General features: G+C 58.1%; 22 protein-coding genes. 11 read left to right on the forward strand and 11 right to left on the reverse strand.

The window, feature by feature from the left end:
* Positions 1 to 2: 2 nt before the first annotated feature.
* On the reverse strand, positions 3 to 1,202 hold the full coding sequence (locus tag QPL94_RS16720; RefSeq protein ID WP_285358931.1) for a cation:proton antiporter: 1,200 nt from the start codon (positions 1,200 to 1,202) through the stop codon (positions 3 to 5).
* A gap of 214 nt (positions 1,203 to 1,416) precedes the next feature.
* Here QPL94_RS16720 and QPL94_RS16725 point away from each other — a divergent pair, with 214 nt between their 5' ends.
* From QPL94_RS16725 to QPL94_RS16740, 4 genes are all read left to right on the forward strand, one after another.
* Complete coding sequence (locus QPL94_RS16725; RefSeq protein ID WP_285358932.1) at positions 1,417 to 2,229, forward strand: DUF1206 domain-containing protein; 813 nt, start codon at positions 1,417 to 1,419, stop codon at positions 2,227 to 2,229.
* 18 nt (positions 2,230 to 2,247) lie between these two features.
* Positions 2,248 to 2,850 (forward strand): YqaA family protein, encoded by a 603-nt coding sequence (locus QPL94_RS16730; protein ID WP_285358933.1) that lies wholly within the window; start codon positions 2,248 to 2,250, stop codon positions 2,848 to 2,850.
* A gap of 94 nt (positions 2,851 to 2,944) precedes the next feature.
* Complete coding sequence (locus QPL94_RS16735) at positions 2,945 to 3,976, forward strand: AraC family transcriptional regulator (RefSeq protein WP_285358934.1); 1,032 nt, start codon at positions 2,945 to 2,947, stop codon at positions 3,974 to 3,976.
* Between the two features lie 120 nt (positions 3,977 to 4,096).
* A complete protein-coding gene (locus tag QPL94_RS16740; RefSeq protein WP_285359337.1) occupies positions 4,097 to 5,161 on the forward strand; it encodes a class I SAM-dependent methyltransferase in 1,065 nt (354 codons plus the stop codon).
* 290 nt (positions 5,162 to 5,451) lie between these two features.
* Here the strand turns inward: QPL94_RS16740 and QPL94_RS16745 are convergent, their stop codons facing one another.
* Complete coding sequence (locus tag QPL94_RS16745) at positions 5,452 to 6,276, reverse strand: HAD family hydrolase (protein ID WP_285358935.1); 825 nt, start codon at positions 6,274 to 6,276, stop codon at positions 5,452 to 5,454.
* Between the two features lie 54 nt (positions 6,277 to 6,330).
* The gene (locus QPL94_RS16750; RefSeq protein ID WP_285358936.1) at positions 6,331 to 7,182 is read right to left on the reverse strand and encodes a phytanoyl-CoA dioxygenase family protein; all 852 of its coding nucleotides are present in this window, start codon (positions 7,180 to 7,182) and stop codon (positions 6,331 to 6,333) included.
* A gap of 195 nt (positions 7,183 to 7,377) precedes the next feature.
* On the opposite strand from QPL94_RS16750, the gene QPL94_RS16755 reads away from it, so the two are divergent.
* Entirely contained in the window at positions 7,378 to 7,539 is a 162-nt protein-coding gene (locus tag QPL94_RS16755) for a CCGSCS motif protein (protein WP_285358938.1), read from the forward strand.
* A 111-nt stretch (positions 7,540 to 7,650) separates the two neighbouring features.
* On the opposite strand, the gene QPL94_RS16760 is transcribed toward QPL94_RS16755, so the two are convergent.
* The 3 genes from QPL94_RS16760 to QPL94_RS16770 form a co-directional block, all read right to left on the reverse strand.
* Entirely contained in the window at positions 7,651 to 8,886 is a 1,236-nt protein-coding gene (locus QPL94_RS16760; RefSeq protein WP_285358940.1) for a cation:proton antiporter domain-containing protein, read from the reverse strand.
* Positions 8,887 to 8,963: 77 nt separating this feature from the next.
* A complete protein-coding gene (locus QPL94_RS16765; RefSeq protein WP_285358941.1) occupies positions 8,964 to 9,248 on the reverse strand; it encodes a hypothetical protein in 285 nt (94 codons plus the stop codon).
* Entirely contained in the window at positions 9,217 to 9,678 is a 462-nt protein-coding gene (locus QPL94_RS16770) for a CocE/NonD family hydrolase (RefSeq protein WP_285358942.1), read from the reverse strand. Before QPL94_RS16770 ends, QPL94_RS16765 begins: the two co-directional genes overlap by 32 nt.
* A gap of 50 nt (positions 9,679 to 9,728) precedes the next feature.
* On the opposite strand from QPL94_RS16770, the gene QPL94_RS16775 reads away from it, so the two are divergent.
* A complete protein-coding gene (locus QPL94_RS16775) occupies positions 9,729 to 10,379 on the forward strand; it encodes a TIGR02117 family protein (RefSeq protein WP_285358943.1) in 651 nt (216 codons plus the stop codon).
* A gap of 298 nt (positions 10,380 to 10,677) precedes the next feature.
* Here the strand turns inward: QPL94_RS16775 and QPL94_RS16780 are convergent, their stop codons facing one another.
* Positions 10,678 to 11,637, reverse strand: a complete 960-nt coding sequence (locus tag QPL94_RS16780; RefSeq protein WP_285358944.1) for a LysR family transcriptional regulator — start codon at positions 11,635 to 11,637, stop codon at positions 10,678 to 10,680.
* A 117-nt stretch (positions 11,638 to 11,754) separates the two neighbouring features.
* Here QPL94_RS16780 and QPL94_RS16785 point away from each other — a divergent pair, with 117 nt between their 5' ends.
* Together QPL94_RS16785 and QPL94_RS16790 are read left to right on the forward strand one after the other, a co-directional pair.
* The gene (locus QPL94_RS16785) at positions 11,755 to 11,991 is read left to right on the forward strand and encodes a hypothetical protein (protein WP_285358945.1); all 237 of its coding nucleotides are present in this window, start codon (positions 11,755 to 11,757) and stop codon (positions 11,989 to 11,991) included.
* 99 nt (positions 11,992 to 12,090) lie between these two features.
* Positions 12,091 to 13,215, forward strand: coding sequence for an App1 family protein phosphatidate phosphatase (locus QPL94_RS16790; protein ID WP_285358946.1), 1,125 nt, complete (start codon positions 12,091 to 12,093; stop codon positions 13,213 to 13,215).
* 40 nt (positions 13,216 to 13,255) lie between these two features.
* Here the strand turns inward: QPL94_RS16790 and QPL94_RS16795 are convergent, their stop codons facing one another.
* Complete coding sequence (locus QPL94_RS16795) at positions 13,256 to 13,561, reverse strand: BON domain-containing protein (RefSeq protein ID WP_285358947.1); 306 nt, start codon at positions 13,559 to 13,561, stop codon at positions 13,256 to 13,258.
* Entirely contained in the window at positions 13,536 to 17,264 is a 3,729-nt protein-coding gene (locus tag QPL94_RS16800) for an AsmA family protein (protein WP_285358948.1), read from the reverse strand. Before QPL94_RS16800 ends, QPL94_RS16795 begins: the two co-directional genes overlap by 26 nt.
* 175 nt (positions 17,265 to 17,439) lie before the next feature.
* On the opposite strand from QPL94_RS16800, the gene QPL94_RS16805 reads away from it, so the two are divergent.
* Both QPL94_RS16805 and QPL94_RS16810 read left to right on the forward strand, forming a co-directional pair.
* Positions 17,440 to 18,093 carry an ABC transporter ATP-binding protein gene (locus tag QPL94_RS16805; protein WP_285358950.1) on the forward strand — a complete coding sequence of 218 codons (654 nt, stop codon included), beginning with the start codon at positions 17,440 to 17,442 and terminating at the stop codon, positions 18,091 to 18,093.
* Positions 18,083 to 20,650: an ABC transporter permease gene (locus QPL94_RS16810; protein ID WP_285358952.1), complete on the forward strand. Its 2,568-nt coding sequence runs from the start codon at positions 18,083 to 18,085 to the stop codon at positions 20,648 to 20,650. The genes QPL94_RS16805 and QPL94_RS16810 overlap by 11 nt, the downstream gene beginning before the upstream one ends.
* On the opposite strand, the gene QPL94_RS16815 is transcribed toward QPL94_RS16810, so the two are convergent.
* Both QPL94_RS16815 and QPL94_RS16820 read right to left on the reverse strand, forming a co-directional pair.
* A complete protein-coding gene (locus QPL94_RS16815; protein WP_285358954.1) occupies positions 20,633 to 22,756 on the reverse strand; it encodes a putative bifunctional diguanylate cyclase/phosphodiesterase in 2,124 nt (707 codons plus the stop codon). The genes QPL94_RS16810 and QPL94_RS16815 overlap by 18 nt on opposite strands.
* A gap of 532 nt (positions 22,757 to 23,288) precedes the next feature.
* On the reverse strand, positions 23,289 to 24,641 hold the full coding sequence (locus QPL94_RS16820) for a GMC oxidoreductase (protein WP_285358955.1): 1,353 nt from the start codon (positions 24,639 to 24,641) through the stop codon (positions 23,289 to 23,291).
* Positions 24,642 to 24,828: 187 nt separating this feature from the next.
* Between QPL94_RS16820 and QPL94_RS16825 the strand changes: the two genes are divergently transcribed.
* Positions 24,829 to 25,761, forward strand: coding sequence for a formate/nitrite transporter family protein (locus tag QPL94_RS16825; protein ID WP_285358956.1), 933 nt, complete (start codon positions 24,829 to 24,831; stop codon positions 25,759 to 25,761).
* Position 25,762 lies beyond the last annotated feature (1 nt).

The following is a 25,762-nucleotide window of genomic DNA, read 5'->3' on the forward strand; positions in this document are numbered from 1 at the left end:
TTTTAACGTAAAACCCGCTTCACAAATACCGGGCCAAACAGCTCAAACACAATGGTAGAGGCGACCACGACCGGGAGAATAGAATCGCGGTATTCCGGAAAGCGTTCCGCAGCCAGCAGTGCCATACCGATCGCTACACCTGCCTGCGGTGTCAGGGCCAGGCCGATATTCCGGGGTAGTGCCTCGTGCCTTGCAGGGCTGAACATTACTGCAAAGTAGCCGCCCAACACCCGGCCGGCCAAACGCAGCAAAACATAGGCGAGGGTCAGCAGTATTGCGTCATCCACCCTGTAAAGATCAATGCTGGCTCCGGAAAGCACAAAGAAGAACACCAGAAATGGCCATTCAATATGCTCAATCTCCCGGAATGACCGGGTATGGTGATAGGCCAGATTGGCCACCAGGCTTCCGGCAATCATGGAGGCAAGCAGGGCGGAAACACCCAGCAGCGAGGAAAGCCCGGCCAGCAACAGTATTATCGCAATGGCTTCCACCTGAGTGGGCTCCCCCGATTTGAGGCGACCAGTCAGCCATGCGGCTGGCAGGCCAACGGTGACCCCCAGCAATATCGCGCCGCCCATCTCCCACAGGGCATGCAGCAAAGCAACCTGACCATCACCGCCAATCACCCAGCCGAGAACGGACATACTCAGCCCGAAAACGACAATGCCCCAGGCGTCATCAATAGCAACAATACCCAGCAATATCCTGGGCACCAGTCCGGCACTCCCTCTCTCGCGAACCGATTCGCTCACAGCGGCAGGATCTGTTGCCACTGAAATGGCCGCCAGCGATACGGCAACCACTAGGGGAAACCCCAGCATCAGCAAACCAGCACCTACCAGGAGACCGCCGCCGATAATCACGAACAGGGAAATTACCAGAATCAGTGGGCCGGTATTGCGCAGTCGACGCAACTCCAATTCACTGCCCAGAAGAAAAGCCACCATCACCAGTGCGAGCTGGATCATTGGCTCGCTTAGCCCGCCGAGCACGTCGTTATCTTGAGCACCTATCCACACCTGTTGAACGAAGGCGATAGCAATGCCCACCAGCATCAGAATGGAGATCCGCGGAACCCTTGTGCGATGGGCAAGGGCGTCAGCAAAAATGCTGGCGGACAGAATAACGCCCAGCAGGATGATGTTCAGGGTGGCCTGGGAAGCCCCAATGGGCAGCCAGTGGGGGAAGTTCTCAATCATCTGGACGCCTCGATATGATCCTTTAACGAAATAATCCATCACCACCGTCGGTGAGGATTGCCAGGCGATTTACTGGCGGCCTGCTCAGAGAGTTAATAGAGAGATAGTGCCATCGGCTAGTAAACGCAGACTCTCATGACTAGAGTTAAGATAGCACCTCGGCCACGGATCAGAATCTTCCCCGACACACTGCCATCGTAAACAGGGAATTGTTATGACGACAAGCAGTAACACACCGGATCACCGTGATGCGATCACCATCCTGGCACGGGCAGGGTATGGAGCCCGGGGTATTGTCTATCTGCTGGTAGGCGGGCTGGCTGCGTTGGCTGTCGTCGGGCAGGGCGGGCAAACGACCGGTAGCCGTGGTGCTCTTGAACGCATTTTGTTTGCTCCCTGGGGTGACGTGCTGCTCGGAATCATGGTTGCCGGCCTCCTGGGATTTGCCCTTTGGCGCGGAATCCAGGCGATCAAGGATACTGATCATCACGGCATGGATGCCAAAGGCATCGTGGTCCGTGCCGCCCTCCTGATAAGCGCCATGACGCATATCATGCTCGCATTCTTTGCAGTCAGCCTGATATTCACCCTGGACAGTTCGTCCGGCGGTTCGGGCAGCGGGTCCAAAGACGCCGCTACCTGGCTGATGAGTCAGTCCTTTGGTCGGTGGCTTGTTGCAGCGGTGGGGGTCGCACTTGTGGGAGCCGGCGTCGCCCATGTGATCAAAGCAGTGAAAACGCAGTTTGACCGCCACTTCAACATGCCGACCCAAGTCCAGTATTGGGCTTATCCCATCTGCCGGTTTGGCCTGATAGTCCGCGGACTGGTTTTCGCGATCGTTGGCGCCTTCTTTATCATGGCGGCTTACCAGTTCGATCCCGATGAGGCCGGCGGTATCGCCGAAGTCTTCACCATGATACGCAGTCAGATATTCGGTCAGACCCTGCTGGTACTGGTCGCCTCAGGTTTGTTCGCTTTCGGCATCTATAGCCTGCTGGAAGCAATATACCGTCGCATCCATCCGTAGGCCGGAACCCGTTTCACTATGAAATTCAGGTCCAGACGTGCACAGCGGTGGTTCGATCGCATAAACGATTCCCACCACATAATGTGGTTTCTGGGGGTGGTGTCCTTCCTGGAAACCATCATCGTTCCCATCCCCATCGAAGTGGTGCTGATCCCTTTAATGGCGCTCAACCGGGATTGCATCTGGCGGTTGGCTGCAGCTACCACCCTCGGCTGCCTGGTGGCGGCGTTGGTGGGCTATGGGGTGGGCATGGCGCTGTACCAGTCCGTGGGTGTCTGGTTTATCGAAAGTATGGGAATGCAGAGCGGCTACGAGTCCTTTCAGACATTCTTCGATCAGCACGGCTTTGTGGCCATACTTGCCCTCGGTATAGTGCCCGTTCCGTTTCAGATTGCCATGATCACTGCAGGCGCGGCCGGCTACCCGATTTACCTGTTTGTACTGGCGGCTCTGATTGCCCGCGGTATCCGCTACTATGGCTTGGCGTGGCTGATCCTGCGGTTCGGCAGCCGGGCGGAAGATCTATGGCGGCGCCATGCGGTGATCGCCAGTCTTGCCGCTGCTGCGGTCCTGATCGCCATCTCGCTGGGGTTGCAGGCCCTGGCGAACAGAATAATATAGGGAAGCGCTTTTTCTCTCCCATTATGGTTGAATAGAATTTGATCAGAAATTCAGGTGTTGGTCTGGGCAACAACTATCAGCCGGAGCAACAATCATGAGTGAGGATGTGCTTTCCGGATTACTTCGCCGTATTCGCCTGCGCGGAGCTCTGTTTTTCAATGTGGAATGTGTCGGAGCCTGGGTTACCGAAGCGCCAGCGTCGGTGCTGATCTCCAGCGCCGTTATGCCGGCGTCTGAACACATGATGGAATATCATATCGTACTGGGCGGAACCTGTTGGGCCGGGATAACAGGGGAGCCGCAGTTTCAGATGAATGCGGGGGATGTCATCCTTTTCCCCCACGGTGATCCCCATGTGATGTCCAGTGTCCCCGGGTTGCGAGCAGAGCCTGATCTGCCATTCCTGATGGCAAACCTGAAGAAGCGCGAAGGCTTACCGTTCATGGTTCGCCAGCAAGATGATCGGCACATCCAGCCGGCAATACCTTGCCCCGATACCGTATCAAATCCGCCCAGCGCCAGATTGCTGTGCGGTTTTCTGGGTTGCGATCGCGGCCCGTTCAATCCCTTGCTTTCTGCGCTGCCACGGGTGGTTCATGCCCGTGCCACAGAGTTATCGGTAGACAGCTGGGCCGTTCAGCTTGCCCGGCTTGCGGAAACGGAGTCCCGCACCGCTCGGCCCGGCGGCGAAGCTGTTCTGGAACGTATGAGCGAAATGATGTTTGTTGATCTCATCCGGCTCCATCTCAGCACACTGTCGAAGAGCCAGACCGGATGGCTCGCCGCGTTGCGTGATCGGCATGTTGGCCGGGTGCTCACCGCAATGCACAGCCAGCCGGCAGAAGCCTGGACACTGGAAAAACTCTCCAGCCATGCCGGCCTCTCACGCTCTGCACTTCAGGACCGGTTTGTCGAACTGGTCGGGCAGCCTCCCATGCAGTATCTGAGATGCTGGCGCATGCAGGTTGCGTCCAACCTGTTAGTGGAAAGCAACGCCAAGATGGTCACCATCGCCCGTGAAGTGGGTTATGAATCAGAAGAGGCCTTCAGCCGGTCGTTCAAACGTGCGGTCGGCCAGCCGCCTGCCATGTGGCGTCGTGAACGCTCCATTCAACAGGTTCGGTAATTCAGTCATACACGCCGGACGGATGATCATTCAGCCGAAAGGCGACTCCCCCCACTATAGAGATGTCCGCAGCGACAATTTCAAACCTCTATTATCTATGGGAGAACGATCGTGGAAGCGATTACGACATTTGATGAAAGCAAGCTCAATGCCTTTGTGGGGCAGGTTCTGGGTGACCTTGGTGGCGCGTACAGTGCAGCGTTGGTCAAGATTGGCGACAAGCTCGGCCTGTATCGGGAGTTGCGCAGCGGAGGGCCCGCAACCTCCTCCGAACTTGCCGAGCGAACCGGCTGTTCCGAGCGGTACCTGCGCGAATGGCTGGCCCACCACGCGGCTTCGAACTATCTGCATTATGACCCCTCAACCAAACGCTTCCGGCTGCCTCCGGAACAGGCCATGGTGTTTGCGGATGAAGACAGCCCGGTCTACATGATCGGAGGCTTCGAGAACGCCTTCACCACCTTTGAGAACGAGCCCAAGGTGCGTGAGGGGTTTCGGACGGGGGAGGGCGTTGCCTGGGGTGACCAGGCTCACTGCATGTTCTGTGCTGTTGCCAGGTTTTTCCGCCCGGGCTACGTGCATAACCTGGTACAGAACTGGCTGCCGGCACTGGATGGCGTGGTCGAGAAGCTCGAACGCGGAGCGAAGGTGGCCGATCTGGGCTGTGGCCATGGCCACTCCACGCTGTTGATGGCGGCTGCATTTCCGAATTCAACGTTCATCGGGTACGACTTCCATGGTGGCTCCATTGATGCGGCCAATGCGCATCGTGACGAGCATGGCCTGGATTCACGCCGGGTACGCTTTGAGCAGGCCACAGCGAGCGATTTCGAGGAAGGAGATTTTGATCTGGTGACCTGTTTCGACGCATTGCACGATATGGGGGATCCGGTCGGAACGGCTGCTCACGTCTTCGAAAAGCTCAAGCCGGATGGTAGCTGGATGGTGGTTGAGCCTATGGCTGCCGATGAGCTCAGCGATAACTTCAATCCGGTAGGGCGATTGTTCTATGCAGCCTCAACCAGTATCTGCGTGCCTACGGCACTGGCGCAACAGACCGGCTTCGCGCTTGGTGCCCAGGCAGGAGAACGCAAACTGACGGAGGTGATTAAAAACGGAGGTTTCCGTTCCGTTCGAAGAGCTGCCGAAACGCCGTTCAACATCGTTCTGGAAGCGCGCCCCTGACGTTAGTGATGAAGGCCCGGGAGGAACGCTCTCCCGGAAGCCTTCTAAAAACCGGATTAAGAAACAGCTCTCCGCTGACGAAAAACAGGCCATCTGGATGCGTATCCTCGAATCTCACGGCTCAGGCAAGGGCAAAAAGCCCAAGGCGTTGCGGGATCTTTACGAAAAGGCCAGGCGCAAACAACGCGAAAAGGCCTGAATAGCACTTTCTGACTACGTCAGGTCGCATTCCGCAGCTTGATTTCATGTTGTTGGCTGTCTCCATACATCCTCATTCCATGGGTCACCGGCTATCTGTGTTTTCGCAAATACAGCCTGAGAATTCCCCTGACCGTAACATCCAGCTGGCTACCAGTGGTGTAGTCACCTGGCACCACATAGCTGGCTCTCTCCTCGGAAATCAGCTTCTCGATCTTTTCCTGAGTTCGCGGTTCACCCCATTTCTCATCGTCGAACACAGCGATGCTGCATCCGCCCTGAGTCTTGACCATCTTCATGGCCGGTATATCAGTGTCTCCGTCACCAAAATAGATCACTCGGTCAAACGGGAAAGGTCGCTCATGGGGTTCGGTGTATTCGTTGATTTTTACGTTGTCCCAGCTGTTTTCAATGCCCTTGTTGATGCGAAACAGGTACTGGGTCTTGGTGGTGTAGTCGATGGCAACGGCGGGCCACTTGGCGTGTCCGGTGTCTTCATCATAGTGGTAGCGGCATCCGAAGATCTTTTTGAAATGTTTCGCCACCCTGGTCCCGCGAATCATTTCCTCCAGGCCGCTTGAGACTACGTAATGGCTGAGGGCAATTCCATGATCACTGGCAAAACGATTGATGGCGTCAAACCAGTTCTCTACACCGGGGAACAGTGGTATGGATTCCCCATGCATTTTGAGTCGGTCCGGGGTTAACTCATCGTGCTTGCCCACATCGCGGGCGCGTTTGGCGAGTTCGCCCAGGTAGGTGAGTATCTCGTCGCCATCGCGTTCAAAGTTCTTTCGGTGTACTTCGGGCCAGAAATCTTCCTTGTCACTCAAACCCAGTGCCGGCATCAGACCGTGTTCGGCGCAATTGCCTTTTGCGAGGGTGCCATCGAAGTCATAAACCAAAGCGCATTGCATCGTTTGTCTGCCTTATTTGCCATGGACATTATAGAGGTGGAACGGCTGCCGACGTCATTTTCTCTCCAGCTCTCCGAGCTTCCGCCCGCTCTTGAGGTGCCGGAAAATCTGGGGCGTCATGAACGGCGCTGAACCATCAACATTGGGCGCGCCCGAACCGGCAGCCATATCAGAGCGATTCACCGTTCGAGTTTCAAATGACAGCCTGGTCACGCTGGTGGTGTTGGGCACGCTGGCATGCAGATGGGCGCCCGAAAAGCAAAGCAGGTCACCTGGTAACAGGCTGATCACGAGGGCGTCGTCCCAGCTTGGCGCCTTTGTCGCAGTTGGTAGAAGCGGGTAACCGGAAACGTTTTTCGCCCGGTGCGCTTGCACCATGTCCTGGAAATCCCAGTCAGCGCTGTCGTTATCGATAATCCGCGTAAACGAGCCCGGGAAGAGCGCGAGTGTTCGTTCTGGCGTGGTGTCGAAAAGTGGTGCCCACCAATTGATCTGTGCTGGAAGGTTGGAACCCCAGGTGTCCCTGTGGGCGCGAAGCGGTTCAAGACGCTCACCTTTTGCACCCGAGCAGGGGGGTTGTACACGAAGGACACCGCCATCGCCGTAGGTCTCGTCCAGATCGGTATGGATAGCAGAAAGCACCTGACACCATGCCAGATCCATGTCGCTGTCCTTTCTGATTGCCGCACGCAACGCCTCAGTGGCCTGTTCGATTTCCATGGAAGACATCCACTGGTGGACGCAGGTTGGCTCACTGCCTAGATGGCTGACGCAATGCGCACGCAACTGATCAGTAAGTCGAGCCATTGCGTCAAAACCACGGAAAACGATCAGCTCACCCCTGTAGATCCTGACATTGCGCTCGGCCTCAGGCAGGGGTGTTGCGAGTTGGTATAGAGCGGTCATGATCAGGTGCCAGCTCCGTTGGTTTTTCAGCCCGTCACGGGACATTTCTGGCTGAAGGTGCTTTCGCGTTGAATATGGTCAAGATAGCGGGATATGGGGGAGTCTGTAAAAAATAAAATCTGCTTGACCGAATCGGTGTCGCCCTATAACATTCATGTGAAATATATATTAAGTGGCGACAAAAGAGGATCTCCAATGACACTGTCATTCCTGAACATCGTTAAGAAAGAAGACACAGAAACCGAACCCACTGCAGCACAAGGGGCCGGCTCAAACGAGAATGCCGAGGCGAGCCAGGATGAAGCCCAGAACAAAGGCAAGCATGGGGAGGATTTCTGCTGCGGTTCCTGCTCGTAACCACGGCCCGCGTTCACCAGACACTCTACTTCAGGACCCCGGACAATCAGGCCGGGGTTAAGCTGATTGCTCTGAATCATTCGGACTCTCTATCGTTTTTTCCTCCGCCGGCTAACCCACAGACGAACGCTTGACTCCGTAGCGACGGCCGTAGTACTTCGCCACCGGTGCGGCAGTTATGCCATGCACCACCAGCGAGGCGGCCACCAGCAGGCTGGCGCCCACCCAGACCGTTTCGTTGCCGGTCTCGCGGTACACCAGCATGGCGTAGAAAATCGCTGCCACGCCAATTGGCCCGAACCAGCCAGCCAGGAGGGCCACCGGCAGGTCCCGCCAAAGCCGTATGGCAGGACGTAACAGCAGTATCACTGGCAGGCGGCGCAGTACCAGCACCGCTAGCACCAGCCCCAGCCCGGCCCAGCCAAGATTCAGCCAGCCAGCCCACGGGATCATCAACCCCACCAGCATGAATACCGGCAGGGTGAGGAACAGATTCACCGCCTCCTGAATTTCGCTCTCCTCACTACGGTCTTTGCCACCTACCTGCTGATCAAAGGCGATGCCGGTAACAAATACCGCCAGAATGCTGTCCGTCCCCAGGAGTTTGGCGGCACCCAGGGCCAGCAATGTCAGCGCCAGGGTGGTCACCAGGAAGGAGGGTTGATCGATCAGATCGCGGGCCTCCGCCGCACGCAGAGCCTTGCCGGCCAGGTAGCCGAGCAGGGCGCCGATCGCAACGCCCCCCAACACTTGCCAGCCGAGAACGTCGACAACCCATTCCGGTAGCGCGGTGTCCGAACTTTTAATCAGCAGAATCGGCAACATGACGAGCGGCAGGGCCAATCCGTCATTAAGGGCGGCCTCTGCGGACAGAGTATGGCGGAAACGGCCAGGCAGGTTTTCGTTTGCAACCCCACCAGTGACGATTGAACTGGAGACTACCGGGTCGGTAGCACACACCGAGGCTCCCAGCATAAGCGCAGTCATTAGCGCCACATCGAGGAATCCCAGTGCCAACCCGCTGCTTATAAGCCACATCAGAGGCATTCCGAGCGCCAGAATGGCTGTCAGGGTACGGCTGTAATCAAACACGAACCTTGGCGGCAGACGCAGGGCGATACCCATGAGGCTGACCCCAAGGCTTACCCGAGCGACTTCCTCCAGGATTTTCATCTCATGCCCCCAGCCGGTGGGGTCCAGCCAGCCCAATACCGGGCCTGCCATTACCCCCAGCAGGAATGCCAGCAATGGCAGCGACAGGATGCTTCGGTTCAGCAGCCGGGAAACCATCCCGATAATCAGGACGGTGGCGCCGACCAGCGCCAGGGCGATGTTCAGTTCGCTCACGCTTTACGCCTCCTTCCGGGTTGGAGTTCGGAAAAGATCAACAGTGCTCTGTTAGTTTGATCCCCCTTTTCCGGACTTCAAGGGCTGACATCGAAGCCGATGTGCTGAGTTGCCTTGGGCTCGCCAGGCGGACGGTGCAATGGCAGCGTTACCGAGCCGCCAATCCGGGCCTGATCTCCCCAGCCTTTCCCGCGACTGTAATAGGCCCCGGTGAACCCCTGCAGCACCAGGCACAGGGTCTCGTCAGCGGCCAGGGGGTACACTACACCCGCCATGGCAGTGTCCTGATCGGCGGGAATGCGCATGGGGGTGAATTGCTCATGAATCACCTCAATGGCAGGTGACCCGGGGCAGATGCTCATCGGCCCAGTCCAGCACACTGATGAAGTCCCGCACCTCGTAGTCCGGGTCCATCAGCTGCACCTTGCCTTCACTGTCTCCAAAGCCCCGTTGGTCGTAGGAAATCACCCAGTAGCCCGAGTCCCACGCGGCCATTGCAGCCTGCCCGGAGAGCACCAGTTGGCCATAGATAGAGAAGCGATGGGGCGCGCGGAAGGCACCGAAACCATGGGTATGGATAATGATGGGGGCTTCGACACCCGGCTCCAGGGCTGGCTGAAACACGGTTGCCCTGAGAACCGTCCCGTCATGGGCCACAACGTCGGTATGATAGGACGTTTGCGGCAGTACCGTGGCAGGGCCGGTATCCTGGTAGCGTGCGAGAGGGTCAATGCTTGCGCAGCCAGATGCCAGTGCAAAAACAAGCAGCAACCAGATTCTGAAAGAGTCCATAACACCACACTGTTGGTAAGCTACACACTCTGACTCAAAGGGGCATCAGAATGAAAGCAGCCGGCCTTCTTTTTGTATTGTTCGCTATTTACGGATGCTCCGGAAAACCTTATGTCGTCGAGCCAGGTGGTGACGCTGACAGTCCCCGTACCAGCAGGCTGTATGTGGTGAGCCACGGCTGGCATGTGGGGATAGCGATAGCCGCAGAAGAACTCAACGCCGTGATCCCCGAGCTCGAAGAACGGTTTGCCGGGGCTGAGTATTACGAAATCGGCTGGGGTGATGAGGGGTTCTATCAGGCACCGGCGATTACAATAGGGGTGACTCTTCGGGCTATAGTCTGGTCGCGAGGGGCCGTTTTGCACGTTGTTGCACTGCCGGCTTCCCCGACTGAATATTTTCCAGTGAGCAGGGTAGTCCACACCTGTCTCAACACTGAAGAAGTCGAATCTCTGGCGCGATACCTGTCCGACAGCTTTAGCCGCGATGGCGACGGAAAACTGTTGGAACTCAAACGCGGCCTCTACGGCAACAGCCAGTTCTTTGATGGCGAAGGCCGGTACCACTTGCTCAACACCAGTAACAAATGGGCCGCGAAAGCGCTAAAGAGTGCGGGGATGGATATATCACCGACGTTCAAACTGACGGCCGATAGCGTGATGGGGTTTGTAGAGGACAATCGGAATGACTGCACCCTCTAGGTTGCATCAGGCGTCATTCCGTGAGCTTACATTGCCAAAGAGGGGCTTTAGCAGCCCCGGCTCAACGAAAGCCCATAAAAGAAAGAATTGCCAAAACGATAACCACGGCACCGACGATATAAACGATATTGTTCATGGCTAGTTCCTTTGCGTCTGAATCCCTGATAGTGGTTGCGCCCTCATCCCTGAAGCGCATGATGCAACGTCCTGTTCAGGCAGTTCCGTCGCCTCATCTGAAGCCAGAATAGGCTTTCGGCGTTGCACGGTCTGTTCGCTGGCGCACTTAGTGGAAAAGGATTCAGCTCAACAAACGTCCCGCCAGGCGCTCTTGCTGCGCCCGGACAGCCTCTGTCAGAAAGTCCATCAGGGCATGAATCCTCACTACGCCCCGCAAATCCGGGTGCATCAGAAACCACAGGCCGTATTGCAGCTCGGGGATGGGGTCTGTCAGCTGAACAATATCGGGGTCTTCGTCCGCCAGATAACAGGGCATCACGGCCAGCCCCATGCCGGAGCGAACGGCACTGAGAATACTGACCAGCGTATCCACCCGGTAGACACAGGCCTCCTTCAGTGCGTTACTACTCATCCACTGGTCCACGGCTGAATCCTGCAGTCGCGGCCCGGCACCAATCCAGGGCTGGCTGGCAAAGGTTTCGATGGGGGAACCCGGAGTCAAGCCAAGGCTTCGGTGGGCGTAGACCGCCTGGCCAATGTTAGTCAGTGGGCGGCCGATCAGGTTTTCTGGCGGGCGGTTGGACGGGCGAATGGCTACGTCCGCCTCTCTGCGTGTGAGATTGAACAACTGATTGGAAACCGCAACGTCCAGCACGATGCCCGGATACTTGTCCCGGAATTGCGTGAACAGGGGCGCCAGCAGGCCCATCAGCAGTGAGTCCGTGGTGGTGGTCCAGATTTCTCCACTGGGCTGCAGGTCACGGCCGGCGACTTTACGTTCGGCAGCCAGGGCGGCTTCGTCCATAATCTTGCCGGTGTCGGCAAGTTCTTCACCCGCGAGTGTTGGCCGGTACCCGGTTCGGCTTCGCTCAAAGAGAATCACCCCCAGGCGTTGTTCAATATCGCCCAGCCGCCGGAAAACCGTGGCATGGCTTACCCCCAGTGCCCGGGAGGCACCGGAGAGCGAGCCAGCAGTCGCGATTGCGAGCACGGTCTCAAAGTCACTCCACGCCAGATGACTTCGGGCTTTCTGAGGAGTAACAGAGGCTTGGTCGGGTTGCTTTCCTGTCCGTTTTTGCAAAGTCTGTACTCGATTTTAGGGAATAGTTTGCAGTTCAGAACAATATTAGCATGTACCTGAACCTACAGATAACCAACGCGCTCCGCTATCAGATGCGGTGCCAGGGAGGTCAGAGACATGTTGATTTCAGAAGAAATAAAGTACTTTCATGGTGGCAATCCGTTAGCTCTTCGCGATAATGATGACGTATCCGCCCCGAAAACCGAAGACTCGTTCGAGGGAAGCATACCGACCAGATACCGGTCCGGAATGGGCGGGGTGAACCTCGAGCAGGTAAAGCGGGACCAGCGACAGGCGCGAAGGGAACTGGTTCAGGCTATCATTCACCGTCTGAGCAATCTCATTACTCGATGACGACCAAATCGAAGAAAGATGAATATGAGTACCAGGGAGGGTAGCCTGAAACAGAACAGAGCAAAGCCGGCCAACCAAACTGTTTCCAAAGAGGGTTTGATGTCCTTTAAGAGCCGCTTGCGTCGTTACGCGCGCTCGTTTCGTCGCGGCATCCACATTCTGGCGGCGCCTGTAAAAGGCGACAATGGTCGGGGCGGACTTTTTATCCAGGCCTACCGGGGCTACGGCTCCCGCAGCCGGGTGTTCCTGATCGGAAGGGTTTTCCGGCAGCCGCACTTCGGCGCTTCATGGCGGGAGGACCGGCTGCGCCGGGACATCATCGACCTCATTCGCAGACTGCTGCGCAAGCCGATCGTCGGAGCCCGCGTCCGTATAAGGTACAAGGACACCAACACGGTCGTACATACTGACCGGCACGGTTACTTTCGGGTCGATATGGAACTGGGCACCATGCCGTCGGATGTTACCTGGCACGAGATGGAACTGTCACTGGACAGTCCCGTCGACGAGCGTGCAGCCACCACTGGCGAGTTCTTTACTCCGCTGCCCGGTGCCCGTTACGGCGTCATCAGCGACATTGACGATACCGTGGTCTACACCGGCGTCGCCAATACCGCCATGATGATGTGTCGCCTGTTTGCCCAGGGTGCTGAAAGCCGTGTGGTTTTTCCCGGTGTGCCAGCCCTGTATCAGGCATTCCATGCCGGCCGGGATAATGACGAAGGAAACCCCCTGTTCTATGTGTCCCGCGCGCCCTGGAGCATCTACCAGGTGCTGGTGGAAGTTTTTCGCCGCAACCGGCTTCCCCATGGGCCGATCCTGATCCTGCGGGAGTGGGGAATGAAGCGTGGCAGCCTGCTGCCGCGGAGGGCCAAGGCTCATAAGCAGGACGCAATTCGACATATCCTTGAGACATACCCTGACATGCAGTTTGTTCTGGTGGGTGATTCCGGGCAGCGTGACCCGGAGATCTATAACCACATTCTGCGGGAACATCCCGGCCGTGTACTGGGCATCTACATCCGCGACGTCAGCAACACAGCAGAGCGCTCCGAGGCCATCGATCGGCTTGCCCGGGAGGCCCAGGAGGCAGGCTGTGACCTGATACTGGCGGCCGACAATGTCGCGATGGCGGAACATGCGGCCAGTGAGGGGCTGATTACCGACGCCGCTGTGAATGCGGTGCGTGAAGAACAGCGGCACGCCGACGAGAACGCCGATTGAGCCTGGCGCGGCCAGACCGATGTAATCCCCGCCTTCATCGCTATTTCACCACAATCTGATTGCTGACACCGTCCAGTTTGCTGTTCTCCCGCACCAGATCTTCGGCCCGCTGCCGCTGAGTGGTTGTTTCCACAAAGCCTTCCAGCAGGATCTCACCCTCCACGATGGTGATGTCGATGGCAGAACCGGCCAGGTCCTCCGCCTCAAGCAGAACTGCCTTCAACCGGACCGCCTCTGCGGTATCCTGTGTTGCCATACCGGAGCCATCGAAAACGCTGCAGCCGGTAACAAGCATTAGCCAGAGCACCAGGTAACGGGTTTCAGCCATCATTGTTGTCAGGCTCATCTTTGCCTCCCGGGTTGTCGTCGATGGCCTCCAAAGACCGGCTTGCCAGCCCTTCGCAGTACGCAAGCTCGTTCCCCCTGCCGAGGTCAAGCAGCGGCAAAAGCGCAGCAACCGGGGTGGCCACGGCAGCCAGAACGGCACTGCTGCCTACCTGCATGGTGAGATCCCCGGTCTGCAGTCCGGGCTCGGGGTTATCGAACGTGCCCCCGAGATGAAGCGGAGTACCCGCAGCCAAAGCGCTGACATCTTTCGGGTGAGCAAAAAGGGTAATGTCCAGGCGTTCGTTGTCGAAGTTCGCGGTCCCTGTGCCGGTAAAGCTGGTATCCGTGGTATCGACAGCCAAGGTGTCAATCCTGACGATACCGTCCCGGGTTTCCAGATCAACATAGGCGCAATCGATCGGGACGGTGCCCCCGCCACCCATCCAGGTCAGGAAGGACTCGGCGGCATCCAGCCCGGCCAGTTCGACCAGCAGGGCATCCAGCTTGCCCCGGGTCATCAGCATGACCATGCCGCCGTCGGCGGAACCCAGTAGCTCAGCGATGGAGACTCCGGTCACCCAGAACTTGCCCTGACCAGCGACGATGCCCACGCTGTCATTGGCCAGTTCCCAACTGCCAAGCGCCTTGCTGAGGTTGACCGCCTGCACTTCCAGTTGCAGTGTGCCTTCCGGGGGCGTCGGTCTGGAATCAATGTCCAGGTTGAAGTCCACCTGACCATCGCCCACCCCGAAACCCACTGGCTCGAACCGGGCGTGGCCGTCTGCAAGATTGAAATCGATGACCACCTCGCTCAGGGGGATGTCCGCCGCCCGTACGGCTTTTCCCCGGTAACTGACATCCGCAGAAACCTCTTTCCAGGCAGCTGTGATCAGAGGTTGGTCCGGCAGCACCAACCGGTCTCCATCGCCGCCGCTTGAACTTTCCGGACCATCCTGCTCAGCAGATGACGGTTCCACACCTGCCAGTACGCCAAGATCCGCAAGATCGAGGGAATCAGAGTGTAGTTTTCCCGTCAGATGCGGAGGGCGCGAACTGATATCCAGGGCAATCTGTCCGCCCAGGTCACTGTCACCCACATCCCCCTCGATATTGCTGAATGCCCAGCGGTCGTCCCTGAAGGACAGATCGCCGGACAAGGAGTAGGCGGGCAGATCTGGCAGAGGTACCCCCAGAAGACGCCTCAGGCGGCCTGGGTTGGGGCCTTGCACACCAAGCTCGAGATCCAGGCCCTTTAATGCCAAAGGTCGCAGAATGCTGCCCCGGACCTGGATGTGGCTATCGACCACATCACTCGTAAGTTCAAGGGCATAGGGACGGTCCGGGTCCCGGGCCGCTAACAGTTGGTCTCCGCGAAATCGTAGCGAGAAGGGCGAGCCGTCATACTCACCGTCGCCATCGATATGAAAGGCCTGCTCCCCAGCATCCAGTCCCCGTGTCTGCAGGTTGAGGGTGAAGTCCGTGTCGGCTTCCGAATCTGTAAACGTCAGCTGCGAGGGTTCGAAAACGAGGCGACCGATAAAGGGCATGATCAGATCCTCCTTCTGATCCACCGCAAGGGACTCGGTAATACCCAGGTGAAGCTGCCCGGAAAGCGTGCCCAGGCGATCCTCCAGTGGCGTGAAGGTGTCTCCGAACCGGCTCAGGGCAATGGACCCGAATTCGGCCTCAATGTTGCCGGAGGCAGGCTGGTCGGTGGCGTCCAGTGCCACAGAGCTGCCCCAACTGCCGCCGGCAATATTGAAGTCCAGTGGCTCGATCCGGAGCCTGCCTGAAGTCAGGCTGGCGGACAGGTTCAGGTTCGTCAGCTCCGGCGTATCCGGGAGCACCAGGGTTTGCGCCTGCAGTTTCAGCTGGCCATCGAATGCGCGTAACGCCGCCAGCGGCGAACCAGCGTCGTCCGGCTCGGTTCCGCCGTTTGATGACGGGTCGGGCTGTGAGTTTTCCGCCGTAAACTGGCCAGGTTCAATGCGATCCGCCTCAAGGTCAACATTCACTGTGGGTCGATCCGCAGTGTGGAAGTGGAACTCGCCGCTCAGGTTGCTGACTCCGACGTGTCCATCAAGGGAGGTGACAGACCACTGCTCCCCGTCACGGGTCAGCCGCCCCGACAGTCGGTACCCGGGTAGGGCGGGCAAAGGTGCCCCGATCCAGGCCCCCAGGTCCTGACCACCCTCGCCCTGGAGCACGAGGTTGCCGGCAAAGCTTGCGGGCGTCAGGAGCGCTCCCAATTGTGTATCCGCCCAGGCGAGCAGTTCACCACTTTGTGCCTGAGCCTGTAACCGATAGCTTGCGGCGCCTTCTGCCAGCTCCGGCAGGGGCGCGCCCTCGATGGTCATCTCCAGCGGCTTGCCCTGGAACTTTCCGGTTATCGAGAGCACCGGTGTTTTCGGTTCTCCGGCCTTCTCCAGGTGGAGGGCCAGGTTACTGCCAGCCCCCGTGGCCTGATTCTTCGTCCGGTAGGACGCCCTGGCCAGGCCAATGTCGAGGTGCTCCAGAAGCGTTCGCAGGTCCAGGGAAGCAGCCTGCTGCATTTGGCGGAGACCGAGTTCGAGTTCGGCATCCAGGATTGTCGTGGGTTCTTCGTCCGCACCAAGGCCATCCAGCGCCACTTGTTGCAGGTCGAGTTCCGCTTTCCCAGTGATGAAGTCGGCGTTGCTGACCAGGCGAGCCCTGGCTTCGCCACGGCCCCCGGCCACGTCAAAACTCAGAGTTTCCAGCGTCAGCTCGTGCTGGCCCAGGCGCAGCCTGGTCTCAACACTGGTGTATGTTGTCGGCTCCAGGATGAGCTCATCGACAGCGAGACGGAGGTCCCCCCGCAGGTCTGGCAGTACGGGTATGGACACAGCCAGCGGCTCGTCGGTTGCCTGATCTTCAGGCAGTGCCGCCAGGATATCAGTGACGTTGATGGAGGGTGAATGCAGGTTCCCGGTTATCGACAGCGGGCTGAAGGCAGCGTCCACACTGATATTGCCGTCGATACGGACCTCGCCCGCCCGGGCCTGAATATCAGATAACCCCCACTGGCTATCCGCAAACCCCGGATCGGCGGCGGCCGAGAGTTCGAGGGGCAGCACCAGGCGCTCGCCTTCCGACGACAGTCTGACCTCCCCGTTGAGGGAGAACCGGTCACCGGCCAGCGTCAGCGAAGCCAGTGATAAAACCTGCGGGCGCTCCGTTTCGGGCGTGAAGTAACGGATCTTTGCGTCATGAATATTGAGTTGTTGGACAGCGAGGGGCGGGCCGGAGCTTTCCTCCTTGCCCACGTTCTCACCCTGGTCCGTCATTGCAGGCAGAACCCAGTTGCCCGGTTTCCCCTCGCGGCTTTCGAGGTTGAGGGTGGGTTCCGTTATGGTCACAGATTTCAGTGCCGGTTCGCCCTTGAAGAGACTGATGATGGAGGGTTCAAGCTCAAGCCTCCCAGCGGACAGCATTTCCGGGGTCTTTGCCCAGTCGGCGTTGCCCAGCTTCATTTCGCCCACCTCGAGGTGAGGGTGGGGCAGGAGACCTACGTCAATATTACCGGTGATCTCCATGTCACGGCCGGTCATGGCTTCAACGCGCTCGGTGATGGGCCCCTTCAGGAAATTCCACGACATCAGCTCAATGACGATAATCGCGACGACCAGCAGCGCGAACAAAACGGCCAGTGCCCGTAGAACTCTGAACGGGGGTTTTGAGGGGGAGCGGTTAGTCGTATCCATGACTGGCTCGTGCTCGAAGGATGGGCGAAAATCCGGACGCGGATTGCAATTATCCTTCTTTCAACATAGTCGAAATTTTTTGATGCTGTACTTTTTCAGGAGACCATTCGTACTCTTACCCGTCCGCCACTTCTATCATCAAAAGAAAGGTGCCTTCGTGTCCACGAGCGTCCAGATGAGTGATATTCACCTCGCCTACCCAACAGAGTCGGGTGCCGTTGCGGTGCTCAATAACGCCTCACTTACAGTCCCGCCCGGTGACACACTGGCCATTACCGGCCCGTCTGGCAGCGGAAAAACCTCGCTGCTTCTTCTGCTCTCTGGCCTCCAGCGGCCGGATCAGGGCGAAATCCTGGTGGGCAGCCGGCGCCTTGGCGACATGGACTCCAATACCCTGGCCGACTGGCGCAGTGAGCACCTTGGCATCATTTTCCAGTCGTTCCATTTGCTACCCGGCCTGACCGCACTTGGTAACGTCAGCCTGCCACTGGAAATTGCCGGGCAGGAGAGCGCTCGCGAGCAGGCTCTTGCAATGCTGGACGCCGTTGGCCTGAGCCATCGGCTGCAGCATTACCCGGGACAGCTTTCCGGCGGTGAGCAACAGCGTGTCGCGATCGCCAGGGCACTTGTCCACCAGCCAAGCCTGCTGCTGGGCGATGAGCCGACAGGCAACCTGGACCAGGAAACTGGCGAAAAGGTACTTTCGCTGCTGTTTGATCTCCACAAGCAAAGCAAGTCCACGCTGGTACTGGTGACCCATGACGAGCGCGTTGCGGGGCGCTGTCAGCATCGGGTCCGGATGGAAGGCGGGCGCCTGTATGAAGTCTGAATCCACCGCCAGGCCTCTGTGGATGCTGAGATTCGCGGTCACCGATCTGCGATCACGCATCTCGGCGCTCAAAGTTTTTCTCGCCTGCCTCATCCTTGGCGTCACCCTGGTGGCGGCAACAGCCAGCCTGTATCGGGTTATCGAGCAGAGCCTGTTGGCAGACACCCGTGCACTGCTTGGTGGGGACGTCGAGCTTGATGCCAGTGAACCTTTACCGGATGACGTGCTCGAGTGGATTGGTGGTACCGGGAGCATCTCGCTGGTTCGGGAGTTCGACACCATTGTCAGTGGCAGCGATGGGGAAGGTTTCTTCAGAGCCGAGATACTGATTCCGGACGCAGCCTACCCACTCTACGGCGAGCTGCAACTGACGCCGGACCAACCACGTGAGTCACTTAATGCACAGAAGGGAGGTCTCTGGGGCGCCATCATTGACCCCATGCTGGCTGAGCGCCTGGGCCAGTCCATTGGCGACCAGATTGAGATCGGCGCCGCGACCTTTCGCATCAGCGGTCTTATTCAGGCACAGCCGGATCGCCGCCTGAATGCGAACTGGCGCGGACTGCCGATCATGATTTCCGAGCAGGCGCTGGAGGCAACGGAACTGATCCGGCCGGGCAGCCGGGTCGACTACGAATACCGGGTGAAAACCGACCGGGATCTGAACGTCTGGCTGGATGAATTCGAACAGGGTTTCCCGGAAACAAACTGGGACACCACTACCTTTGCCGAGCGCAGCGAACGCCTGTCTGAGCGGCTTGACCAGATTGCCACGGCGCTCATACTGATCGCTTTCACCACGCTGTTTATTGGCGGCCTGGGTGTTGCCAACAGCATTCATGCCTATCTGGACGAAAAGCTGGGCACCATTGCCACGCTGCAGACACTGGGCCTGCGCCGCAAACCGTTGGTGGGCATCTACCTGTTACAGATTGGCATACTGGGCAGCCTGGCGGGTCTCATCGGCGGCGGCATCGGGCTTGGATTCTCCGCGGTGGCCATCAGTCTGGCCGGCGATGCCTATGCGCTGTCCGGGCCCAGCGGCGCAGGGGACTGGGTCTCCCTGTGGTTTGTGCCCCTGCTCCTGAGTTGGCTGTTTGCGGTGCTGACCGCCTATGTCTTCGCGCTACCGGCGTTGGCCAGAGCACTTGCTGCCTCACCAGCCGGCCTGTTCAGAGGCCAGGTTGAGGCTGCCAGAAATGAGCCTCGCAGCTGGCGGGTAGCCAGCTATCTGTTATTGGCGGTCTACATCTCCGCCACTCTGTTCTGGTTGCCGTCGCCGCAACTCGGATTCCTGTTCCTGCTGGCGGTCATCGCGCTCTGGGGTTTGCTGGAAGGCATTATCAAGGGCCTGCGGCGTGGCACCAAAGCGCTGGAGGATAGCGGCTTGGCCGACCGTAACTTTGCCCGGCGCCTGGCACTGGCCAACCTCCACAGGCCGGACTCGCCATTGCGGGCAACACTGCTGTCGCTGGGCACAGCATTGACCCTTGTGGTGGCTTGCACCCTGATCGTAGCCACTCTCCTGCGAGCCCTGGAAACCACCATACCGGCGGACTCACCCGCGCTGATTCTGTATGAGGTATTCCCGGATCAGATGGATTCGCTCAAGTCCGGTCTTGAATCTCTCGATCCCTCCGCCAGGGCAGATCTCCTGCCACTGGTTCGCGCCCGCCTGGCAACAATCAACAAGGAGCCGATTGCAGACTTTCTTGCAGACGACTCGCAAGCCAGGCGGGAGGCCATGGGTGATGAATACAAGCTCACGTATCTGTCGGGCAATCCGGAAGGCCTCGAGCTGGTAGAGGGCAAATGGTGGGCGCAACCTGCGCCAGCGGGCGAGCCAGCTTTCATGGCCATGGAGGACCGGGAGGCCTACCAACTGGGTTTGACTGTCGGCGACCAGATAGAGTTTACCGCCCAGGATCAGCCAATTGCCGTCGAAATCCGGGCCATCTACCGGCAGAAAGGCCTGCAGACCCGGTTCTGGTTCGAAGGCATTCTGCAGGAAGGCGCGCTGGACGAATTGATCAGCCTATACGTAGGCGCTGTCTACCAGAGTGACCCGGCCGCAAAGGAATCTCAGCAATGGCTGGCGAGAAACCTCCCCAACGTGATCACGTTGCGCACCGCCGATTGGCTGGAGACCGCCGGTGAACTGCTCAACAAGGCGGCTGCCGGCCTTGCAGCGGTTGCCGCCGTCAGCCTTATGGCAAGCCTGCTTGTACTGTCGAGCGTGGTGAGTGTCAGCCGCCGGCGCCAGATGTATGAGGCCAACCTGCTGCACTGCCTCGGCGCCAGGCACCAGGCCATACGGCTGTCCATGCTGCTTGAAACCGGATTGCTGACCCTACTCGCAACTGTCTTCGCGACTGCACTCGGGTCGCTAATCGCACTTCCAGTAGCGGCCATCGCGCTGAAATTGCCAGCAGGTGATCTGTGGTGGCTGGGCGCGCTGGTCGCGGGCACCGTCAGTTCACTGGCCCTGCTGGGTGGCCTGGTACCAACACTGAAGGCAATGCGGCTTGATCCGGCGGTTTTACTGCGGGATGGTTGAGGAGGTTTGCCTGCCGTTGTGTAACAGTGCGCTGAACGTCTCCATCGGCAGGGGCGTGGAAAAATAATGCCCCTGAGCAAAGTCGCAACCGGCCTCTTTCAACCAGTCCTTCTGTTCTGCCGTTTCCACACCTTTCGCAATGACCTGGATTCCCAGCTTATGGGCCATCGCGATAATGGATTCGGCGATGGTCTGGCCCCCCGAGTCGGGGCTATCGTTCTGCACGAAGGAAGGGTCCAGCTTCAGATAATTCACATTAAACCGCTTCAGATAGGCCAGCGAGGAATGGCCGGTACCAAAGTCATCCAGGGCCAGCTGGACACCGGCTTCCTGGAGCTTGGAAAAACGCTCTCCAAGACTCTGCATGCTCTGCAGGAATACACTTTCCGGCATCTCGAGTATTACGTTGGCCCCGGACCGGGCAAGGGCGTCCAGGTCGGCCTCCAGGTATTCGTCCTGGGTGCTGCGTGTGAATTGCATGGGAGACGTATTGATGCCTATCTGGAACGGTAGCCCCGCCAGAGATGTCAAGCGATCAGTACTGGCGGCTGCTTCTTCGAATACCCAGTGCTCCAGGGCACCCATCAGACCAGTTTCTTCTGCCAGCCCGAGAAACTTCCCCGGTGCCAGCAGGCCGCGCTCGGGATGCTGCCATCGCAGCAGTGCCTCAGCCTTTACAATACGCTCGCTGGACAGCTCCACAATCGGCTGATAATACAGCTCCAGTTGCTGCTTTTCCGGTGCCTGGCGAAGTTCGGCAACCAGCTGGTGGCGGGCGTCGCGGGCGTGCCCCATGATCTGGTTATAGAAACAGACCTGATTGCGGCCGGACTGTTTGGCCAGATACATGGCCTGGTCAGCATTGCTCAACAATTGCTGGGCGGAGTGGCCGTCCTCCGGGAACAGGGTGATGCCAATGCTGCCGGACACTTTCACCTCATCATCACCGAGACGAAACGGCCGGTCCAGTTCCGCCAGAATATTCCTGGCGATGTCTTTGATAAAGGCCAGGTTGCCGGTATCCAGCAACAGAATCGTGAACTCATCACCACCCATTCTGGCCACCGTATCCGACTGCCGCACGCAAGCAACGATTCGCTTGGCCGCATCCTTCAGCAGTTCGTCACCGGCATCATGTCCCAGCCGGTCGTTGATGGCCTTGAAGTTGTCCAGATCGATAAAAAGCAGGGCAAAAGGTTCGCCGGTGCGGTCGGAATGGGCGGCGTGCTGATCCAGACGGTCGCGGAAAAGGCGACGGTTGGGCACATTGGTCAGCAAATCGTAATTGGCATGACGCCAGATTTTCGCTTCCGATTGCTTACGCAGGGTAATGTCATGTCCAATGCCGGATACCGCTTCCACCTGCCCCTTGTCATCAATCACCGGCGCATAGACATACTCGAAGAACCGTTTGTTGCCGCGGGCTGACTGGATCTCAACCTCGCCGCGGCTCTCTTGCTTTTGATGAACTACCTTTTCCAGCTGGCTCTTGCCATTGTAGTGTGCAGGGAGCGGCATTTCCCAGAAGCATTTGCCACGGATCTGATCGGCGGGCAGATCACACAATTCCGCCATGGCCCTGTTGGCATATATGAAAGTGCCTTCCAGGTTCAGGATATAGCAGGGGTCCGGGAGTGATGACAGCATGGTCTCAAACAGACGGCCCTGCTTCTGCTTTTCGAGAGCGTAGCGCTGGACGGATTGCGCCAGGGCCTTGTCAATTTTTCGGTTGAACCGGTTCAGATCCTCAATATCACTCGGCTCAACGGTGCCAAGGGAATTCAGCCATAGCTGGGCTACCGTCAGTCGCAGGGCACTGAATTCATTGGTCACATGGACGATATCGGCACCCAGATTGTGCCGCTCCATACCGTGAATCCGGGCCGAAGCGATACAGTCCGGGTGATCAGGGTTGAAAAGGGATGATCGCTCATGGCCGGTCGCCGGTCGTTCCAACTCTACTACTATGCCCAGCAGTATCTGTTCGACGTGGTCTCTGAGCTCTTCCCGTGACAGGTCGGGGTTGGGCAGGATCGCTTTTGCATCGTAATCCCAGACCTGCAAGATCTCTTCCATATGAGTTCGGATGAATTCGGTGAGCTTCATAGCCGGGTACTCCTGTATAGCAAAAGCCTTACTACTGATATTACTTAAGTAGGTTTTTGCGGACTTGTACACCCTCAGCCTCTGAAAAACAGGGAGCCTCGGCTAGCATTTATTAGAAAAACGGCCTTCGCGGTGGGCGAAAGGTCTGTTTCCTCATAAACGGACCTGGTTTTTTCCTCTACGCAGATACGCCAGGGCGTAAAGCTCGAGCTCGCTCTGTGTGTAGTAAAAGCCTTTATAGATAATGAGCGGCTCATGACCGGCCAGAGCAATCACCTTGCTATGATTTATTCCGTGGTGTATTGAGATGACGCCTTTGTGCGCCAACTCTGAGTGGAGTGCGTCCGCAGACCTGCCTGCTGAGTAATCGCGGAAAAGTGGATCTGCGAGCTCCGCAAGTTGTTTACTGAGTGGTGTTGTGGGCGCGGCTATGCTGCCGCTCTCAGGGGTGCTCCCGTTGAGTAGAAACCGCGTGCAACTACTGAGGCCGAGCCATGTCGCTGCAGCGCCGAGACCGGTGAGTAAGGTGCGCCTATCCATGAGCATTACCTCCTGAAGTGCTGGCAAGGTGGGCGCCCAGGCGCAACGCCATGGCCACAATGGTGTAGGTTGGGTTAGAGGCACCACCGGCTGGGAAGACCGACGATCCGGCCACATAGAGGTTATCGGTCGTGTGCACGCGGCAGTTGCTGTCGACCACGGAATCGGCCGCCGACAGCCCCATTCGTGTTGTGCCCATCAGGTGTCCGCCATCGTGCAGCTTGAATTCGGGTTGCAGGACAGAGGGGCGTCCCAACCCCGAGCGCAACAGTGCCTTGCCGAACAGGTGCCAGCTCTCTCGCGCCAGATCATGGTAGCGGTAGTGGAAATCAATCCGCGGCAAGAGCGCTCCAAGGTAATTGCGCTGGTCGCTGTCGCGTACGGAATTCCTGACATCCGGAGCAATCTCGGCCCGAATGGTGACCGGGGAATGAAGCATCTCGCGCCGTTTGCCCAGTAACACGGTAGGGGTCATCTGCCGCTGATTGAAATCAGCGCTAAAAGACAGCACCCCTTTCTCGACGCAATAGCTGTCTGACAACTGGAGTGCGTGTACCAGGTACGGATCTTCTTCGGCGCCCACCGGGAGCCGGTCCCGGTCCAGATACATCTCCGCCACCGCGTATAGGTGTGGATGCTCCATCAGCCCCCGCCCGACGGGCATCGGGTCAACAATATCAGAGAGCTGCAGCATCCGCGGGTTGCCCACCCCTCCACAGGCAAGCACAAAGGTGTCAGCCGACACGAACGTGGGTGAGAGCCGGGGTGCCAGTGAGTCTCGAAGTTCCAGAGCGGTGACGGTGCGCTCCTGCGTTAGCAGGCGGAACCCTGTGGTGCCAAGTATCAGGTCAACGCGGGGATGGTGCAGGAAAAAGGAATGGTACTTTTTATTGAACCGGACCGGCGGACTCACGTAGAAGGGCTTGTAAACCAGCTCTGATGTTCCTTCAATGGCCACCGTTGGTCGGCGATAGGCGTCGTCTGGCAGCTCGAGAATGCGGGCGGCAGCTGGATACCAACGGTTTATTTCCTGGTAGGGGATAGGCCACGTTTGAGCCGTGAAGGCTCTCTTCTCCAGCACGGCACAGTACCCGCCCCAGATGGTCGAACTACCGCCAAAGCAACGTTGTGTGTGCATAGGGAAGTAATCATCTGGCAAATCGCCATGTAACTGGACGCCGGCCAGGGTCTGGATGGTTGGGTGTGGCTCCAGCACTCCGCTCTCGATGACGGCAACGTCAAGAGAAGAATCCTTGGACAACTCGAGTGCCGTGGTGATGCCTGCGGGACCGCTACCGAGGATAATAACGTCGTAATGACGGCGCCCGGGTTGATTGAGAATCATAGATTCAGCCTTCCCTGACCACGGATTCCACTTTCACGGGTCTCCACAACTACAGAATAGACCAGTGTTGAAGGTGCTGTGTCCGAATTCAGTATCTGAGCTATCATCATAGGCACTGAACACTGCGTTCCTGCGGGCATACTCTTGCAGCAACACGAACGTTTCTGGATGGCGAAAGGACAGTTGAATGAGTGACCGGGAAGCCAACCAGGATGACTCCTCCAAAAAGAAGGCAAAGGAAGCCGCGAACGAGCAAGAGTCCCGCGCCAAAGCCGAGGATCGCGAATCCCGCGAACAGACACCGACCTCCAGCGAAAAGTCACTGACTCCGAAAGAGCGTGACACCGTTGCCGAACATGGCGGCCTGACTTCACTGACTCTTTACTCCATCATCCATCGTGAGGGCGAAGAGGAGCTACAACGCCCGATAATCTCGCTCTGGTGGTCCGGTGTGGCAGCGGGTATCGGAATATCGACCTCGGTCCTCGTCGAGGGAATTATCCGCGCCAATCTGGGCTCAACTCACCCCTATCTCACGTTGATTGAAAGCCTCGGTTACTCGGTCGGGTTTGTCCTCGTGATCCTGTGCCGGCTGCAACTGTTCACCGAGAATACCATTACTGTTGTGCTGCCGGTTCTCGCCCAGCCTACGCGCAACCGGTTCTATCGCACCGGGCGCCTTTGGGGCATTGTGCTTGCGGCAAATTTGTTTGGCACGTTTGTTACCGCTGCTATCGGCGTCCACGGGGGTATCCTTACCGTCGAGACCCTCACGGCGATCCTGGACATATCGCGCCACCTGGCAACGCTGACCCCGGCCGAGACACTTTTGCGCGGTGTTCCATCGGGCTTTTTCATAGCCGCTTTGGTGTGGATGCTGCCTTCTGCAAAGAGGTCGGAAGTGCTGGTAATCGTCCTGTTTACCTGGCTGATTGCGGCGGGTGGCTTTACCCACGTGATTGCCGGGTCAAACGAAATTTTCACGTTGGTGCTCAATGGGGAAATGAATTTCTTTACCGCCTTGATCTACCATATTTCCCCGGTACTCATCGGCAACATTATCGGTGGTACCGGTTTGTTCGCGATGCTGGCCTATGGCCAGGTTCATGAAGAAATGTGAT

The sequence above is a fragment of the Marinobacter sp. SS13-12 genome (assembly GCF_030227115.1).
In the GTDB taxonomy this organism is placed as follows: Bacteria; Pseudomonadota; Gammaproteobacteria; order Pseudomonadales; family Oleiphilaceae; genus Marinobacter.